The organism is Sporosarcina sp. P7 (assembly GCF_002743425.1).
In the GTDB taxonomy this organism is placed as follows: Bacteria; Bacillota; Bacilli; order Bacillales_A; family Planococcaceae; genus Sporosarcina.
Map to the genome: position 1 here is coordinate 99,577 of NZ_PDZF01000009.1, position 15,333 is coordinate 114,909.

The 15,333-nt window shown below is 39.1% G+C and carries 17 protein-coding genes and 1 pseudogene; 11 read left to right on the top strand and 7 right to left on the bottom strand.

Features of this window, described 5'->3' with window-relative positions; genetic code table 11:
- Positions 1-506 precede the first annotated feature (506 nt).
- The 7 genes and pseudogenes from CSV60_RS10330 (at position 507) to CSV60_RS10360 (ending at position 6,184) form a co-directional block, all read left to right on the top strand.
- Entirely contained in the window at positions 507-1,658 is a 1,152-nt protein-coding gene (locus CSV60_RS10330) for an ABC transporter substrate-binding protein (RefSeq protein ID WP_099631746.1), read from the top strand.
- Between the two features lie 108 nt (positions 1,659-1,766).
- Positions 1,767-2,651, top strand: a complete 885-nt coding sequence (locus CSV60_RS10335; RefSeq protein WP_029055115.1) for a branched-chain amino acid ABC transporter permease — start codon at positions 1,767-1,769, stop codon at positions 2,649-2,651.
- Between the two features lie 4 nt (positions 2,652-2,655).
- On the top strand, positions 2,656-3,639 hold the full coding sequence (locus tag CSV60_RS10340) for a branched-chain amino acid ABC transporter permease (protein ID WP_099631747.1): 984 nt from the start codon (positions 2,656-2,658) through the stop codon (positions 3,637-3,639).
- Entirely contained in the window at positions 3,611-4,384 is a 774-nt protein-coding gene (locus CSV60_RS10345; protein WP_099631748.1) for an ABC transporter ATP-binding protein, read from the top strand. The genes CSV60_RS10340 and CSV60_RS10345 overlap by 29 nt, the downstream gene beginning before the upstream one ends.
- On the top strand, positions 4,377-5,078 hold the full coding sequence (locus CSV60_RS10350; RefSeq protein ID WP_085131671.1) for an ABC transporter ATP-binding protein: 702 nt from the start codon (positions 4,377-4,379) through the stop codon (positions 5,076-5,078). The genes CSV60_RS10345 and CSV60_RS10350 overlap by 8 nt, the downstream gene beginning before the upstream one ends.
- Before the next feature lie 155 nt (positions 5,079-5,233).
- Positions 5,234-5,731: pseudogene (locus CSV60_RS10355) on the top strand (P1 family peptidase); the annotation flags it as partial.
- A gap of 108 nt (positions 5,732-5,839) precedes the next feature.
- Entirely contained in the window at positions 5,840-6,184 is a 345-nt protein-coding gene (locus tag CSV60_RS10360) for a DUF6568 family protein (RefSeq protein WP_099631750.1), read from the top strand.
- A 72-nt stretch (positions 6,185-6,256) separates the two neighbouring features.
- Here CSV60_RS10360 and CSV60_RS10365 read toward each other — a convergent pair whose 3' ends face one another.
- From CSV60_RS10365 to CSV60_RS10390, 6 genes are all read right to left on the bottom strand, one after another.
- Positions 6,257-6,922 carry a precorrin-2 dehydrogenase/sirohydrochlorin ferrochelatase family protein gene (locus tag CSV60_RS10365; RefSeq protein ID WP_233189600.1) on the bottom strand — a complete coding sequence of 222 codons (666 nt, stop codon included), beginning with the start codon at positions 6,920-6,922 and terminating at the stop codon, positions 6,257-6,259.
- Complete coding sequence (locus tag CSV60_RS10370) at positions 6,873-7,634, bottom strand: sirohydrochlorin chelatase (RefSeq protein ID WP_099631752.1); 762 nt, start codon at positions 7,632-7,634, stop codon at positions 6,873-6,875. Before CSV60_RS10370 ends, CSV60_RS10365 begins: the two co-directional genes overlap by 50 nt.
- On the bottom strand, positions 7,631-8,407 hold the full coding sequence (cobA, locus tag CSV60_RS10375) for a uroporphyrinogen-III C-methyltransferase (protein ID WP_099636940.1): 777 nt from the start codon (positions 8,405-8,407) through the stop codon (positions 7,631-7,633). The genes CSV60_RS10370 and cobA overlap by 4 nt, the downstream gene beginning before the upstream one ends.
- Before the next feature lie 12 nt (positions 8,408-8,419).
- Positions 8,420-9,016, bottom strand: coding sequence for an adenylyl-sulfate kinase (gene cysC, locus CSV60_RS10380; RefSeq protein WP_099636941.1), 597 nt, complete (start codon positions 9,014-9,016; stop codon positions 8,420-8,422).
- Between the two features lie 11 nt (positions 9,017-9,027).
- Positions 9,028-10,170, bottom strand: coding sequence for a sulfate adenylyltransferase (gene sat, locus CSV60_RS10385; protein WP_099636942.1), 1,143 nt, complete (start codon positions 10,168-10,170; stop codon positions 9,028-9,030).
- Between the two features lie 67 nt (positions 10,171-10,237).
- Complete coding sequence (locus CSV60_RS10390; protein WP_099636943.1) at positions 10,238-10,945, bottom strand: phosphoadenylyl-sulfate reductase; 708 nt, start codon at positions 10,943-10,945, stop codon at positions 10,238-10,240.
- A 546-nt stretch (positions 10,946-11,491) separates the two neighbouring features.
- Here CSV60_RS10390 and CSV60_RS10395 point away from each other — a divergent pair.
- Positions 11,492-12,208 (top strand): YebC/PmpR family DNA-binding transcriptional regulator, encoded by a 717-nt coding sequence (locus tag CSV60_RS10395; protein ID WP_099636944.1) that lies wholly within the window; start codon positions 11,492-11,494, stop codon positions 12,206-12,208.
- A gap of 40 nt (positions 12,209-12,248) precedes the next feature.
- On the opposite strand, the gene CSV60_RS10400 is transcribed toward CSV60_RS10395, so the two are convergent.
- Positions 12,249-12,623, bottom strand: a complete 375-nt coding sequence (locus CSV60_RS10400; RefSeq protein ID WP_099631758.1) for an SLAP domain-containing protein — start codon at positions 12,621-12,623, stop codon at positions 12,249-12,251.
- Positions 12,624-12,841: 218 nt separating this feature from the next.
- Here CSV60_RS10400 and CSV60_RS10405 point away from each other — a divergent pair, with 218 nt between their 5' ends.
- From CSV60_RS10405 to CSV60_RS10415, 3 genes are all read left to right on the top strand, one after another.
- The gene (locus CSV60_RS10405) at positions 12,842-13,309 is read left to right on the top strand and encodes a low molecular weight protein-tyrosine-phosphatase (protein ID WP_099636945.1); all 468 of its coding nucleotides are present in this window, start codon (positions 12,842-12,844) and stop codon (positions 13,307-13,309) included.
- Entirely contained in the window at positions 13,306-14,007 is a 702-nt protein-coding gene (locus tag CSV60_RS10410) for an RluA family pseudouridine synthase (protein WP_099636946.1), read from the top strand. Before CSV60_RS10405 ends, CSV60_RS10410 begins: the two co-directional genes overlap by 4 nt.
- Positions 14,008-14,082: 75 nt before the next feature.
- A complete protein-coding gene (locus CSV60_RS10415) occupies positions 14,083-15,297 on the top strand; it encodes a carboxylate--amine ligase (RefSeq protein ID WP_099636947.1) in 1,215 nt (404 codons plus the stop codon).
- Positions 15,298-15,333 lie beyond the last annotated feature (36 nt).

Here is a 15,333-nt window from a genome sequence, read left to right on the forward strand (position 1 = left end):
TAGGTTATTCCATAAACGGGCCAAATTATCAATAGACTAGGAGTATTCTTATGCTATACTTTACGCTTCTTTCTGTAATTGTCTTTTCTGCGGTAATTAGTCCGGCTATCGGACTGCTTCTGCAACAGTGAAACCATCTAATATAGCGAGATTAATAATAGTAGAGAGTGTACCGTAACAACTCGCTGCGAAGATAGCCATAAGTGGATAAATCTAGTTCATCAAAATAATTCACATTATCTTCAATTGAGAAATGAATAACTCTAATCCGATAGAAAGTTTTAAATATTGGAAATATTACACCCTATACTAATAATAGTAGGGTATAATCAAAATATTAGTTATATCACTATTTTGTCACGTGACAACAGAAGCTCATATACGATGAGTCATAAGATAACCAGAGTTGTGACAAATGAAAATGCCAAATGATATAACTAACAAATTATTGAGAGTTGTGTAATTCTCAGTGATTGAAATTTCAATCAAATAGGGGGCTGGGTAGAATGAGTAAAAGAAGTAAACTCTTGTTTACAGTTTTAATGGCTTTCACATTAGTAATGTTAGCTGCATGTGGAAACTCATCAACAGATGATACTGAAAGTGCAGATTCTGGTGATGTTGTAAAAGCAAAAGTAGGCGTTATTTCATACTTAACTGGTCCAGGTGCTAGTTATGGTGAAGCGATTACAAACGGAATTAATCTTGCACACAAAGAAATTACTGAACTAGGAGAAGTGGACATCGAGTTGAAGATTGAAGACTCTGCTGGTAAACAAGAAGAAGCATTATCAGTTGCACAAAAATTAATGAACTCAGAAAATGTAGATGCAATTATTGGACCTACTTTAAGTACTGAAATGCAAATTGTTGGACCAGAAGCAGATTTAAACGGTGTTCCGATTCTAGGTACGTCAAACACAGCTGAAGGTATTCCACAACTTGGAGAATATGTATTCAGAAATTCAATTCCTGAGACATTAGCAATTCCTGCATCTGTGCAGAAAGCTATTGATAAATATGGCGCGAAAAAAGTTGCTATTTTATATGGAAATGATGATGTATTCACAAAAGCAGGATATGACACGATGAAGCAAGTTGCTGAAGATTTGGATTTGGAAGTTTTAACAACAGAAACTTTCCAATTAGGACAATCTGATTATAAAGCACAATTAACAAAAATTAAGAGCCTAAATCCAGACTTAGTTTTAGCTTCTGCTCTTTATAATGAAGGCGCAGTAATTCTTGATCAAGCTCGCAAAATGGGAATTGACGTACCATTCGTTGGCGGTAATGGTTTTAACTCACCGGAAGTTATTAAAATTGCTGGCGATGCTGCAAATGGTTTAATCGTTGCAACTCCTTGGTTCGCTAAGAAAGACAACGAGAAAGTTAAAAAGTTTGTTGAAGATTATAAAGCGGCTTACGGTATGGAGCCGGACCAGTTCGCAGCACAAGCATATGATGGTTTTTATGTAATGGCTGAAGCAATTAAAAATGCTGGTGAAGCAGATCGTGATGCGATTCGTGATGCACTTGCTGAAATTAAAGATTTTGAAGGCGTTCTAGGAAATATGTCATTTGATGAAGACGGTGACATTATTATGGAGCCAACTGTTTTAATTATTGAAGATGACGAATACGTAGTATTTGAATAATTTTTTAGGAGAGGGGCTGGGGATTTTCCCAGCCTTATTGTTTTCCTAAATGACTTACGAAAAATAAGATTAATCATACAAGTCGAAAATGAAGAAGGAGGAGTACTATTGCTAATTGAACAATTAATAAATGGTTTAACATTAGGGAGTATTTATGTCATTGTTGCGCTAGGTTACACGCTCGTATTTGGTGTGTTGAACGTAGTAAACATGGGGCACGGGGAAATCTTTATGTTCGGAGCATTTATGGGCGTCGTTGTCACGAATATATTGGGTTGGCCATTATATATTGCATTCGTTGTAGCCATTGTAGTGACGGGAATTTTAGGCTATTTTCTCGAAACATTTGCGCTAAGACCATTACGAGGGAAAGAAGGTGTCTCACATCTTGCGCCTTTAATAAGTACAATCGGTGTTTCTATTTTTCTTGAGAACGTTGCACATCACTTTTTTGGTTCAGGTAACCAACCATTCCGTACATCACTTTCGGAATTAAAATTCGTTTTAGGATCAACAACAGTTTACTACGTTCAAATTATTATTTTCGTTATTGCTATTTTACTAATGTTTGGGCTTACTTTTTGGTTATCTAAAACAAAAGCAGGAAAAGCATTACGTGCGAGCGCGGAAAACTTGGCAGTAGCAAGTCTTCTCGGTGTAAATACGAAGAGAACGATAACGCAAACTGTTATTATTGCATCAGCAATGGGTGGAATTGCTGGAATTTTAGTGGGAATTGCTTTCAACTCTGTTAACCCCCAAATGGGTTTATCTTTCGGACTTAAAGGATTAGCTATTATTATTTTAGGTGGTTTAGGTAATGTTAGAGGAGCCATGGTAGGTGGTTTGATTTTAGGGATGGCTGAAACATTTATCGTAGCATATGGAGATTCAGGTTATCGTGATGCTGTTGCGTTTATCGCTATCATTGTTATTTTAATCGTACGACCACAAGGAATCTTTGGAACAGCTACAACTGGGAGAAAGGGTTGATTAGATGTTAGGCGAATTAATAAACCCATATTATCTACAAGTTATTTCTTTTATTTTAATTAATATTATTCTGGCTGTTAGTATATACATAACGCTTGGAACGGGACAATTATCACTTGGTCATGCAGGTTTTATGAGTATAGGCGCGTACACAACAGCAATTCTAACGCTTAATTATAATATGCCGCTTGTACTCGGTGTCATTATAGCTGCTATCTTTACAGGGATTGTTGGGACATTAATTGGTATACCGGCTTTAAGATTACAAGGTGTTTATCTCGCTATTGCAACACTTGGGTTTGGTGAAGTCGTTCGAGTTCTTTTCATTAACTGGGATGGTTTAACAAACGGTGCAATTGGCTTATCAGGCATTCCGCATCTTGGAAGAGAAATACTTAGTATAAGTAAAATTATAGGAATAGAACCTGATATGTTTGGGTTGAAAAACAACCAGTTCATAAGTTTAGCTGTCTTTTTTGTCTTACTTATTATAACGATTTCTGTCATTTGGTTCTTCGTGAGACAAAATAATTCTAGAATTGGACGTGCTTTCTCCGCTATTAAAATGGATGAAGAAGCATCAGAAGCAATGGGTATTAATATTACTTATTACAAAGTATTAGCTTTCGGTCAAGGCGCAATGTTAGCAGGATTTGCAGGCGCATTATATGCCCATTTAATGGCGTACATTAGCCCATCAGACTTTGATTATCACAGAGCAGTAGAAATATTGATTTTCTCTATTTTTGGCGGAAGCGAAGTTATATGGGGATCCATATTCGGAGCTGTGTTCTTATCTGCAATGCCGGAATTCTTACGTTTTATCAACGAATATCGATTTATGATTTATGGTGCGCTTCTTGTTCTTATGATGGCGTTCCGTCCACAAGGAATTATCGATGTGAATATGATGAACCGATTTAAACGATTAAGACCTAAGAAGAAAGGGGAGAAAAAGCATGGTACTGGAAATAAAGAAGATCAGTAAAAATTTCGGTGGTATCCAAGCTTTAACCGATGTCTCCTTTTCAGTGGAAGAAGGCGAAATTCTTGGTTTAATTGGGCCTAATGGTGCTGGAAAGACGACGATGTTTAATATGATTACAGCTATGTATCCTCCTAGTTCTGGTGAAATATCGTTTATCGGTAATCCACTTTCAAATCTGAAGCCGCATCAAATTACAGAAAAAGGTATTTGCCGTACATTTCAAAATATCCGTCTGTTTTCTGACTTAACAGTACGTGAAAATGTTATGGTAGGTAATCATTGCCGACTAAAAACTAATGTGATGCAAAGTGTTTTTCGTACGAAAGCTCAAAAAGCAGAAGAAGCTAGAGTTTTGGCGACTGCAGATGAGATACTAGAAGTTGTTGGCTTAGCGGATGACAAGGAAACAATTGCAAAAAACCTTTCATACGGTGCGCAGCGGAGATTAGAAATCGCAAGAGCTTTAGCAAGTAGACCAAAGTTAATTCTTCTTGATGAACCAGCAGCTGGGATGAACGAAAAAGAAACGAATGATTTATTTAATTTAATTAAAAAAATCCAAACGTTAGATATTACAGTGTTACTTATCGAACATGATATGCCACTAGTGATGCGTGTTTGTAGTAGAATTATCGTTTTGAACTTTGGTAAAAAAATTGCAGAAGGTACACCGAGCAGTATTCAAAACAATAAAGAAGTAATTGAAGCCTACCTCGGGGTTGAGGAGGAAGATGAGCTTGCTTAAACTAGATAACATCAGTACCTTTTATGGTAAAATTCAAGCGTTAAAAAGTATAGATATAGCTGTAGAAGAAGGAACAATCGTAACGATTTTAGGTGCCAATGGTGCTGGTAAGACGACGATGATGAATACCATCGCTGGGCTTTTAAAACCTAAAGAAGGTACAATCCATTATTTAGGGAAAGACGTTACAGGCCGTCGACCAGACCAGCTTTTAAGAAATGGTTTAGCACTTGTTCCAGAAGGTCGAGGTATTTTGGCAACAATGACTGTTTTAGAAAACTTGGAAATGGGTGCATATCACCGAAGTGATTCAGAAGTTAGCGCGGATATTGAAAAGGTGATGGATCGCTTTCCGATTCTGAGAGAAAGAAAAGAACAATACGGTGGTACACTTTCAGGTGGGCAACAACAAATGTTAGCGATTGCCAGAGTGATTATGTCTAGGCCAAAGCTTCTTTTACTAGATGAACCTTCAATGGGTCTAGCACCGATAATCGTTGCAGATATATTTAAAATTATTAAAGAGATTAATGAAGCTGGTACCACTGTATTACTTGTTGAACAAAATGCGCGCCAAGCATTAAAAGTAGCAGATCATGGTTATGTACTTGAAAATGGGAAGGTAGTTGCTTCTGGTACTGCTAAAGAATTATTGCAAGATGATACGATTAAGAAAGCCTATTTAGGTCATTAATCAAGATTGAAAAGGCAGTAGAACTTTGCTGCCTTTTTTTATTTTTATTAAAATAGAAAAAAATAGTCTAAAACTAAATCTTTACTTAATTAAAATTTTAAATTTGTGTGAATAATATGGACTTGCGCGAATCCAAAAAAGTTTGAGATAGAGGTATTATCATTGGTCGTCTTCCAACGGGTAACAAAAATTGTATCACGGATATAAAAGGCGTGAAAGTTGGACATGTCACACTTGATCATCCATTACAGGGAGATGATTACGCAGCTACAGGCGTGACTGCCATTTTACCGTATGGCGACAGTCTGTTTATGAATAAAGTGGTAGGCGCAAGTTACGTCTTAAACGGTTTTGGAAAAACAACTGGGCTCGTTCAGGTAAATGAATTAGGCTTGATTGAGCCTCCTATTATGTTGACAAACACGTTTGGAGTCCCCGCGGTGACCCAAGGAACCTTACAATATATGTTGGAGGAAAGTCCTGAAATTGGGTATACTACTGGAACCATTAATCTGGTTGTTGGAGAATGCAATGATAGAAGAATGAATTCAATCCGTGAACTAGTGGTTCAACCAAGTCATGCAATTGCTGCTATAAAAGATGCTACCACTAATGCTTCCGTAGAAGGGGCAGTTGGAGCTGGAAATAGTATGAAGGAGGTCTTTGAAAAAGTATATGGACGTGAACCTATAAGCTGAATTGTTTGAGTCATTACACAATGCGGTATAATACTAATAGTAGGGAAAGGAGATGGATTTGAAATGAGTTATGAAGAAAATGTAGCTGGTTTTGATAAAATTGATTCGGCTAGAGCAGAGGAATTAGTAAAAGGTCATGGAGAGGCTGTAATTTATGTGGGTAAATCCGTATGTCCTTATTGCCAAATATTCGTTGAAAAACTAAATAAAGTAGCCAAAGAAACAGATGCACATATCTATTACGTTAACAGTAATGAAAACGCTGATATGAAAGGCATTTCTGCTTTCCGAAATGAATATGACATTCCGACAGTACCTGGCTTCATTTACACAAATGGAGACACTGTAAACGTTAAATGTGATTCCTCTATGTCTAAAGAAGAAATTAAATCTTTCATGAATAAGTAATCAACTTAAAACACTGTAAAAAAGGTCCTTAATTCGCACATGAATTAAGGATCTTTTTTATTTATATGATTTTTACTGAATGAGCTGTTCTGAAGGAAAGATTTGCTGCAGTTCGTTCAGGAATGTTTGGCGCTCTTCGGTATTATGAAGATAAATGGGCTCAATAGCTTCCTTCAGCCATGTCCTACGCTCTGCACGATCCGCTACGTACTGCTTCACATAGTGTCTGACATCTGCCAAGAAGTCCAGATAGTCTTCATAACGTTCATCATACGTTTCTGCTATTTCGGTCCGAATCTTTTTGGCCAATGAAGGACTTGCTCCACTTGTCGATACGCTGACGATCAGTTTACCACGCGTCATGACTGCTGGAATTTGCGCGGTACCTAATGTTGGATTGGAAGCGTGAACGACTAGTTTACCTGCTTCTTTCAATAGCTTGGCAAGACGATCATTTACGGCTTCGTCATCTGTTACGAGCAAGGTGAGAAAAGCATTTTCAACATCTTCCCATTCCGCTTCTTTCTTAATGAGCGTAACCGTACCTTGTTGTTCTAATTTTTCAAAAGACGGGTGGAATTCAGGGCTGATAATAGTAGGATGAATACCGAAACGATGTAGGTTGAGTACTTTGTGATACGCGACGTGCCCGCCACCGACTAGGAATATATTTGATTCATCTATGTTTTCAAGCATGATGGGGAACATAGAGACCACGTTTCCTTTCTGTTGCTTCATCGGCCCTTTCATTCAGAATCGCATGAATCACTGGATCATAGCCTAGTTCGGGGCAGAGATGAATAGCGGTTGTTGTTTTGGTTTTCTTTAGTGTTCTTTCAATTGACTTCATTAAAATACCAGTGAATAATAAATACGGTAAAATATACAGATTTTTAGGTTGGTGTTCTAGTAGTCGTTCAAGTTCATTTTCATAAAAAGGCTCGCAAGCTGCTAGATAGCCGACATGAACATTTTGAAGCTTGGTTTTCTCTTGGAATATTCTTTTGATTTTCGCAAAATCTTCTTTCGTAGCAGGGTCACTGCTGCCTCTTCCAATCAATAAAATGGATGCATCCTTAGGAATTACTTCTGTTGTTTCATGCAATCGTTCGATTAGCACATCAACCATACGTTCATCCACACCAATCGGATCACCGTAGTAAACAGGAATATCAGGGTAATTCATCATGACTTCCTGTAGCTCAGTAGGAATATCCACGTTGGCATGACCTGCGCGCAATAACAGAAAGGGTATAGCTATAATTTCTGTTGCACCCCGTGCGATACAGCGTGCAACACCGTCAGCAATCGACGGTTCGGCGAGTTCTAGAAAACATGCTTCCTGGATAGGGGCCGCTTTGGTTTCCATTGTTTTCTCAATAAATGCCAAAGCAGCCTGCTGTCCTTTCTTTACGCGGCTGCCGTGGCAAATATATAGGATTGCTTTCATACTATCGCCTCGTGTAACCGACGTTCTTTACTGGATTCTTCAAACCACTGTAATTCATCACGCAAGCGAACCACTTCACCGATCACGATCATACTCGGATTTTTGACTTCTTCTAGACGTGCCGTTTCCGTCATGGTGAAAAGCGTTGCAGTAACCGTGTGCTGTGTCTCTGTCGTTCCCCAATGAATGAAAGCAACCGGTGTATCTGGATCTTTACCGTGCTGAATCAGTTGTTGTTGAATATACGGAAGATTGCTGACACCCATGTAAATCGCCAGTGTATCAATCCCTTTTGCGAGAGCCTGCCATTTCTCAGCCTCTTCGGCACCTTCTTTACGATGGCCCGTGACAATTGCAAACGAAGCGCTGTAATCACGATGGGTAACAGGTATTCCTGCATATGCTGGAGCTGCGATTCCGGACGTGATGCCGGGAATCACTTCGAATGGGATGTGATGCTTTACCACAAACGCTGCTTCTTCTCCGCCACGACCGAATATAAAGGGATCGCCGCCTTTTAGACGGACGACTTGTTTACCTTGCTTCGCATGTTTAACCAATAAGAAATTGATCATATCCTGCTGAACAAAATGATGCTTAGGAAGTTTGCCTACAAAAATCAATTCCACATCGGGCTTCGCATGAGTTAAAATCTCTTGATTGATCAGTCTGTCATAAAGAATTACATCCGCTTGCTGTATAGCTTTCACTGCTTTGACGGTCAATAAATCAGGATCTCCAGGACCTGCTCCAACTAGCCAAACTTTGCCCATTCTACTCACTCCTTAATTAATCCATTTTTTATCGCGTAAGTAGCCGATTAATTGCTCGACACACTCTTCAATCGTATATTGATCAGTTTCTAATGTAAGTTCAGGTTTCACTGGTGCTTCATAAGGAGATGAAATCCCGGTAAATTCCGGAATGACACCCGCACGTGCTTTTTCATATAATCCCTTTGGATCACGTTTCTCGCAAGCATCAAGAGGACAACTGATGTACACTTCAACAAATTCATCTTCTTCCACTAAACGTCTGACGCTGTCGCGGTCCTCTTGGAAAGGGGAGATGAATGCGGTAAACACAAGCTGTCCGCTGTCAATGAATAACTTCGAGACTTCCCCAATGCGACGAATGTTTTCTTTACGTGCTTCATCAGAAAAGCCAAGGTCCTTATTTAAGCCATGACGCACATTATCACCATCAAGTACATATGTGTTAGCACCAAGATCGTGCAACCGGCGTGCGGCTGCATTGGCGATCGTGGATTTACCTGAACCGGATAGGCCGGTGAAGTAAAGTACTGCGCTATGATGTTTATTTTTTGCCCGTTGATCTTCTTTTGAAATTAATTGGTCATGCCATACAATGTTCTCTGCCATATCATCATCCCTCACTTTGCCAGTTCTTTTTCTTGTAATCCACTGATCAGTACATCAACCACTTCTTTGCGACTGAATTCCGGTGGAGGCAAGATACCACTTTTTAACATCTCACGTACTTTAGTTCCCGAAAGGATGACATGGTTATCACTGGAGTGCGGGCAAGTTTTAGGTGTTGCCATATTGCCGCAAGTTTTACAGAAGAAACTATGTTCAAAGAACAGTAACGTGATGCCGATTTCTTCCGCTTTAAAGTTCGAGAAAATTTCTTGAGCTTCGTAAGTACCATAATAATCTCCAACACCTGCATGGTCACGGCCGACAATAAAGTGTGTACAACCATAATTTTTACGCACAATAGCATGGAAAATTGCCTCGCGTGGTCCTGCATAACGCATTGCGGCAGGGAAGACAGCCAACTTCACGCGATCTTCAGGGTAGTAGTCACGCAGTAATACTTGATAACTCTCCATCCGTACATCAGCGGGAATATCGTCAGACTTTGTTTCACCAACTAGCGGGTTGAGCAAAAGTGCGTCTACGATTTCGAGTGCGGTTTTTTGAATATATTCATGCGCACGATGCACAGGATTACGCGTTTGGAATCCGACAACCGTCTTCCAACCATTATTTTCAAATGCTTGACGAGTTTCAGAAGGATCAAAATAAAACTCAGCAAAATTTTTCTGTTCTATTCGTCTAATCAGTTTAATCGGTCCGCCTAGATAGATATGGCCACGATCAAGTAATTTCGCTACACCTGGATGTGCTCTGTCAGCTGTCTTATAAACTTTTTCTGCTTCAATTTGTTGATCAGGTTCGAAGATATCCGTAATTTCAAGTGTGCCGTATATATCACCTTGATAGTCGAGTAAAACCGTATCGCCTACGGAATAAGGCGAACTATCTTTTACGGGTAGCGTAATAGGTAAACTCCATATCGTACCGTCCGCAAGACGAATATCATTGACGACAGCGTGATAATCTTCAGAAGTTAAAAATCCAGTTAGCGGGCTGTATGCGCCCGTTGCGATTAATTCCAAATCACTTACTGATGTGGCATCAATTGAGACTATTTTGTGCAATCCCTTAGTGGAGAGAGTGGGATCATATAAATTAACTAACTTACCGCCATGTGGTTGTATTGTTATCATTTGTAAACACCTATCCTCTTCATTTTAATAAGTCATATAGAAATACTAGGGTTTAAGTTAAAAAAATTTACGTATGCAGTCCACATTCTGTCTTACCAATACCAGTCCAGCGTCCAGAACGCATATCTTCTTCAGTAAATGCTGGTTTTGTACAGTTTGCGCACCCAATACTCGGGTAGCCTTGATCATGAAGTATATTATAGTCCAGTTCATGTGTGTGGGCGAAACGCCAAACATCTTTCCATGTCCAATGAATCAGCGGACACACTTTAATCTTCTTAAAACGGTTATCTACATTTAGATACTCCGTAGATTTTCTCATGGCAGATTGTTCCCGACGTAATCCTGATATCCAAGCAGTGGAAGGGGCAATCGCTTCTTCCAATGGTTTAATTTTTCGCAAATCACAGCATTGGTTTGGATTGGTTTTCCAAAGATCTATTCCATATTGATCTGACTGTTCTTCAATAGTCAATCCAGGTTGTTGCAAATGGATTTGAAGTTGAGGATAACGCTTCTTCACTTTTTCTATCGTGTCATACGTTTCTTGGAAATGATAATTCGTGTCTAAGAAAACAATTTTGGCATCGGGCTTCACCCGTGAAATCAGTTCAATCAATACAATTCCTTCAATACCAAAGCTACAAGCATAGACTAGCTTTTCTCCGTAGTGATCATAAGCCCATTGCAACACTTCGGAAGCTCCTTTGGTCTCGGAGTCTGCTTTAAACTCTGGTAAGACCGGTGCATCTTTCCACGATTCAAATGTGACCATTTTATCCCCCCCGCTAACTGTTATATTATTAACAGTTTAACAGACAATTAAAAATAGTCAATGCAAATTAGAATAGTAGGGATTAAAATTTATTTGCGTAAATAGTAGAGCCTATTAATTGGTGTAAGGTCCGTTGCATAGTAATTAATAACTAATAATGGATAGTGTTTTTTAAAAACAGCTTTTCTTAAGGGGGATGAAAGAAGTTTCGTATAGCACTAGCAGTGTAAGTGGAGAGTTCATTATCCTCACTTTGGCGCTAGTAGATAGCTCGTCGCTACGCCACCGCGACAGGCGTGGCTGGATAGTGGTTCTGCCAAAAAGATTTCTAGTTTCGGTACGTACTTCGCGGCAGTATATTGAAAGAATTTAATGCTAGTCACACTTCGTTACAGGCGAAAAATAGCAAAAGACCAATGTCCACTTGGGGCGAAGATCAGCGGTGTCTACCTGCGTCTATTTATCATTTTACTTTTCATGTAAAAAAGCAATTGGTATACTTAATAGTAGCAAACCATTAAAACTAAAGGAAGAAGTGTGTACTCAATGGGCCGTAAATGGAATAATATTAAAGAAAAGAAAGCGTCTAAAGATGCGAACACAAGTAGAATCTATGCAAAGTTTGGCCGTGAAATATATGTGGCAGCAAAATCAGGAGATCCAAGTCCCGAATCGAATCAAGCACTGAAATTCGTACTCGAGCGTGCAAAAACGTACAGCGTACCAAAAGCAATCATCGACCGTGCAATCGAAAAGGCAAAAGGTGGCGGTGAGGAAAACTTTGATGAACTTCGTTACGAAGGATTCGGACCGAATGGTTCAATGGTCATCGTGGACGCGTTGACAAATAACGTCAATCGGACAGTTTCCGAAGTACGTGCGGCATTCGGTAAAAATGGGGGCAATATGGGCGTGAGTGGTTCTGTAGCTTATATGTTTGATCCCGCTGCGATTATCGGTGTGGAAGGCAAAACGGAAGAAGAAGTCTTGGAGTTATTGATGGAAGCAGACGTTGATGTAAACGATATCGAGGAGGAAGATGGGCAAGTAGTTGTATATGCTGATCCTTCCCATTTCCATGAAGTACAAGAAGCATTCAGTCAAGCCGGTATTACGGACTTTACTGTAGCAGAGTTGTCCATGATAGCGCAGAATGAAATTTCATTAGATGCAGAAGCGCAGGAACAGTTTGAAAAAATGATTGATGCACTCGATGATTTAGAAGATGTACAACAAGTTCACCATAATGTTGAGTTAACATAAAAAACAGCTGTTCCACAAGGAGCAGCTGTTTCTTCATGTATTACTTTACGGTGACCTTCCATCCATCAGTCGGTTCTTCAGTGGAATCTACACAAGTTGGTAAAAAGACGAAAGACCAGGGCGTTGCTGCGAAAGGTGGAATATCGAGGGACAGTGAAAATGTCTCCTCAGCCGCTGTTTCTCCACGTTCATTTACTACACATACTGTAGCTTCACGGATAGATAATAATTCATCGCGATTATTTTGCAAAAATACCGTAGCGACTATTCCTCCATTACGTTTTCTCTTTATCAGTATAGGTGTAGCTGTAAATTCTTCATGTACAGTTCTTTTAGCTTCATATTGATAAATAAAAGCCTGTTTTTGTTGCTCTGATAAAGTAGCTTCCCATGTTTTTTCAAACACAATATGCATAGGATAGACCCCCTTTCTCCTATATCTTTCCCTAGATATTGATATTTAAGTCCTATTATATCACAGAATAATAATAAATATTAATTACGACTTAATTCTCTTGTATAAAATATAAATTTCGTAGTATTCGGAATTGCCGCTGATTATTATACATAAAATGAAGTAATTTATCGAATCATGTATACTAGAATAGAAATATAATAAAGGGAGAGAGTCGTATGATACGTGTATTATTCGTTTGTCTCGGGAATATTTGTCGCTCACCTATGGCAGAAGGTGTATTTCGTAAGATGATTCATGATGAACGATTGGAGAATCACATCGAAGTAGACTCGGCAGGAACAAGCGATTGGCATGTCGGGAAAGCTCCACATGAAGGAACGCTGTCCAAACTGGCGGAATTTCAAATTTCGGCAGATGGGATGGCTGGACGTCAGTTGAACATAAAAGATGCAGGGGAATTTGAATATATTATTGGAATGGATGAAGAAAACGTCCGAAATATTCATAACATATTTGGTGATCATGACTACCAGCGTGTGCTCCGTTTTTTGGATTTGACTAGTCATCAAAAAGACGTTCCAGATCCGTACTTCACGGGTGATTTTCAGGAAACATATGACTTGGTGCTTGAAGGTTGTCAGGCATTATTGGAACTTATAAAAAAAGAGGCATCCATTAAATGAAGATACCTATCCTATATGAAGATAACCATCTCTTAGTCGTGGAAAAGCCGGTCAACGTACCGGTGCAAAAAGATGAGAGCGGAGACTTAGACGTATTGACTATATTAAAGCAAGATATTAAAAGACGTTATCAAAAACCGGGAAATGTATATCTTGGCTTAGTACATCGTCTTGATCGTCCAGTTGGCGGTGTGATGGTATTTGCTAAAACATCCAAAGCAGCATCTCGTCTATCTGATCAGCTTCGTCGTGGCGTCATTGAACGGAAATACTTAGCAGTTCTCCGCGGTGTGCCTCGAAAAAAACAATCTACTCTTCAGCACTATTTATACAAGAATCGTCTGAAAAATCAAGTGTATAGTGTGAAGCCAAATCATCCAGAAGGGAAAGTAGCTAGTTTGGAATATCAGGTACTTGATAAAAAAATTGAACACAGCTTGGTAAGTGTACGTCTACATACAGGACGTTCACATCAAATTCGAGTACAAATGGCCACAGAAGGCCATCCACTCTATGGTGATCAGAAATACGGAAGTTCAATGAATATGCGTGGCGAACAGATTGCGTTGTGGGCGCACAAACTAGAATTCGAACATCCCATAACAAAGGAAATGATGCAATTTACCTCGGAAGCGCCGCGAGTTTATCCTTGGGAATTATATTCTACTCATGATCAAGTTTATAAAACGTATGGTTAGTGAAGAACGGTCCTTTCTTGACTTACGAATTCGGTACAACTACACTAAATGGAAAAACGTCTGTTGGAGGAATATATGAGTAAGCATTCTTTTATCCCGATTATTGTCGGAACTAACATTAACGCCTATAATATGGCGATTTCATTTCATGAAGAATATGGCATTAAACCTGTAATTGTAGGTAGAGAATCATTGCCTTTCACAAGCTATAGTACGATTACAGATATCCAAGAATTACATCCAGGTTTGCATGATCCTAAAGTATTCGTCCAGTTTTTACGTGAAATTGCTAAAAAGTATCGCACGGCTGATCAGAAATTAGTACTTGTCGGAACAGACGATTTATATGTCCGTTTAATTATAGAGCAGCGAGAAGCTTTGCAAGAAGATTTCTTGTTCAATTATATCGATGAAGAAATTATGAATGCCGTCTATATTAAGAAAAATTTCTATGAATTATGCGCGGAGCATGGAATAGATACACCCTCTACATACTTCCATTCATGTGTATCTGATGAACCATTTACAGAGGAAGTCCTGTTCCCGGTCATCATCAAGCCTAGCGATGGTGTTCAATACTATCGCCATCCGTTTGAAGGGTTGCAGAAGATCTATAAAGTCGATACATATGAGGAAATCAATCGTATTATCCAAATGGTAAAAGCCAGTGGATACACAGAAGATCTGATTATCCAAGATTTCATTCCAGGCGATGATACGTATATGTGGGATGCTGTATATTACGCTGATCAGCATGGTAAAGCGCAGTTAATCACATTGGCCCAGGTGGTATTACAAGAACGTGCGATGACGGCGATCGGAAACTATACAGCATTGATTACGCGGTATGATGAAGAAATTATGACGAAATTAGCTAACTTCCTTGAAGCGATTGGCTATGTCGGTTATGGGAATTTCGATTTGAAATACGATGAACGCGATGGCAAATTTAAAGCGTTTGAAGTGAATATCCGTCAAGGGCGTTCAAGTTATTATATTACGCAATGCGGTGAAAATATGGCGAAGTATTTAATCGATGACTTAGTATACGGGAAAGAAAAACCCCTCACATATCTAGATGATCATTTCCTATTCACTGTCGTACCGAAAGCAGTATTAAAAAAGTTTGTCGATAATCCGCCTATGGAAAAAGAGATTCGGTCACTTATCAAAGCAGGAAAGTATGGTAATCCTTTATTCTATAGTAAAGATAAACATATGAAGCGTAAATTGTATTTACTGATGCGCCAAATCAACTATTACAAGAAATATAAAAATGCTGTTGAATAATAAAACATCCCTGCCTACGCGCAGGGATGTTTTACT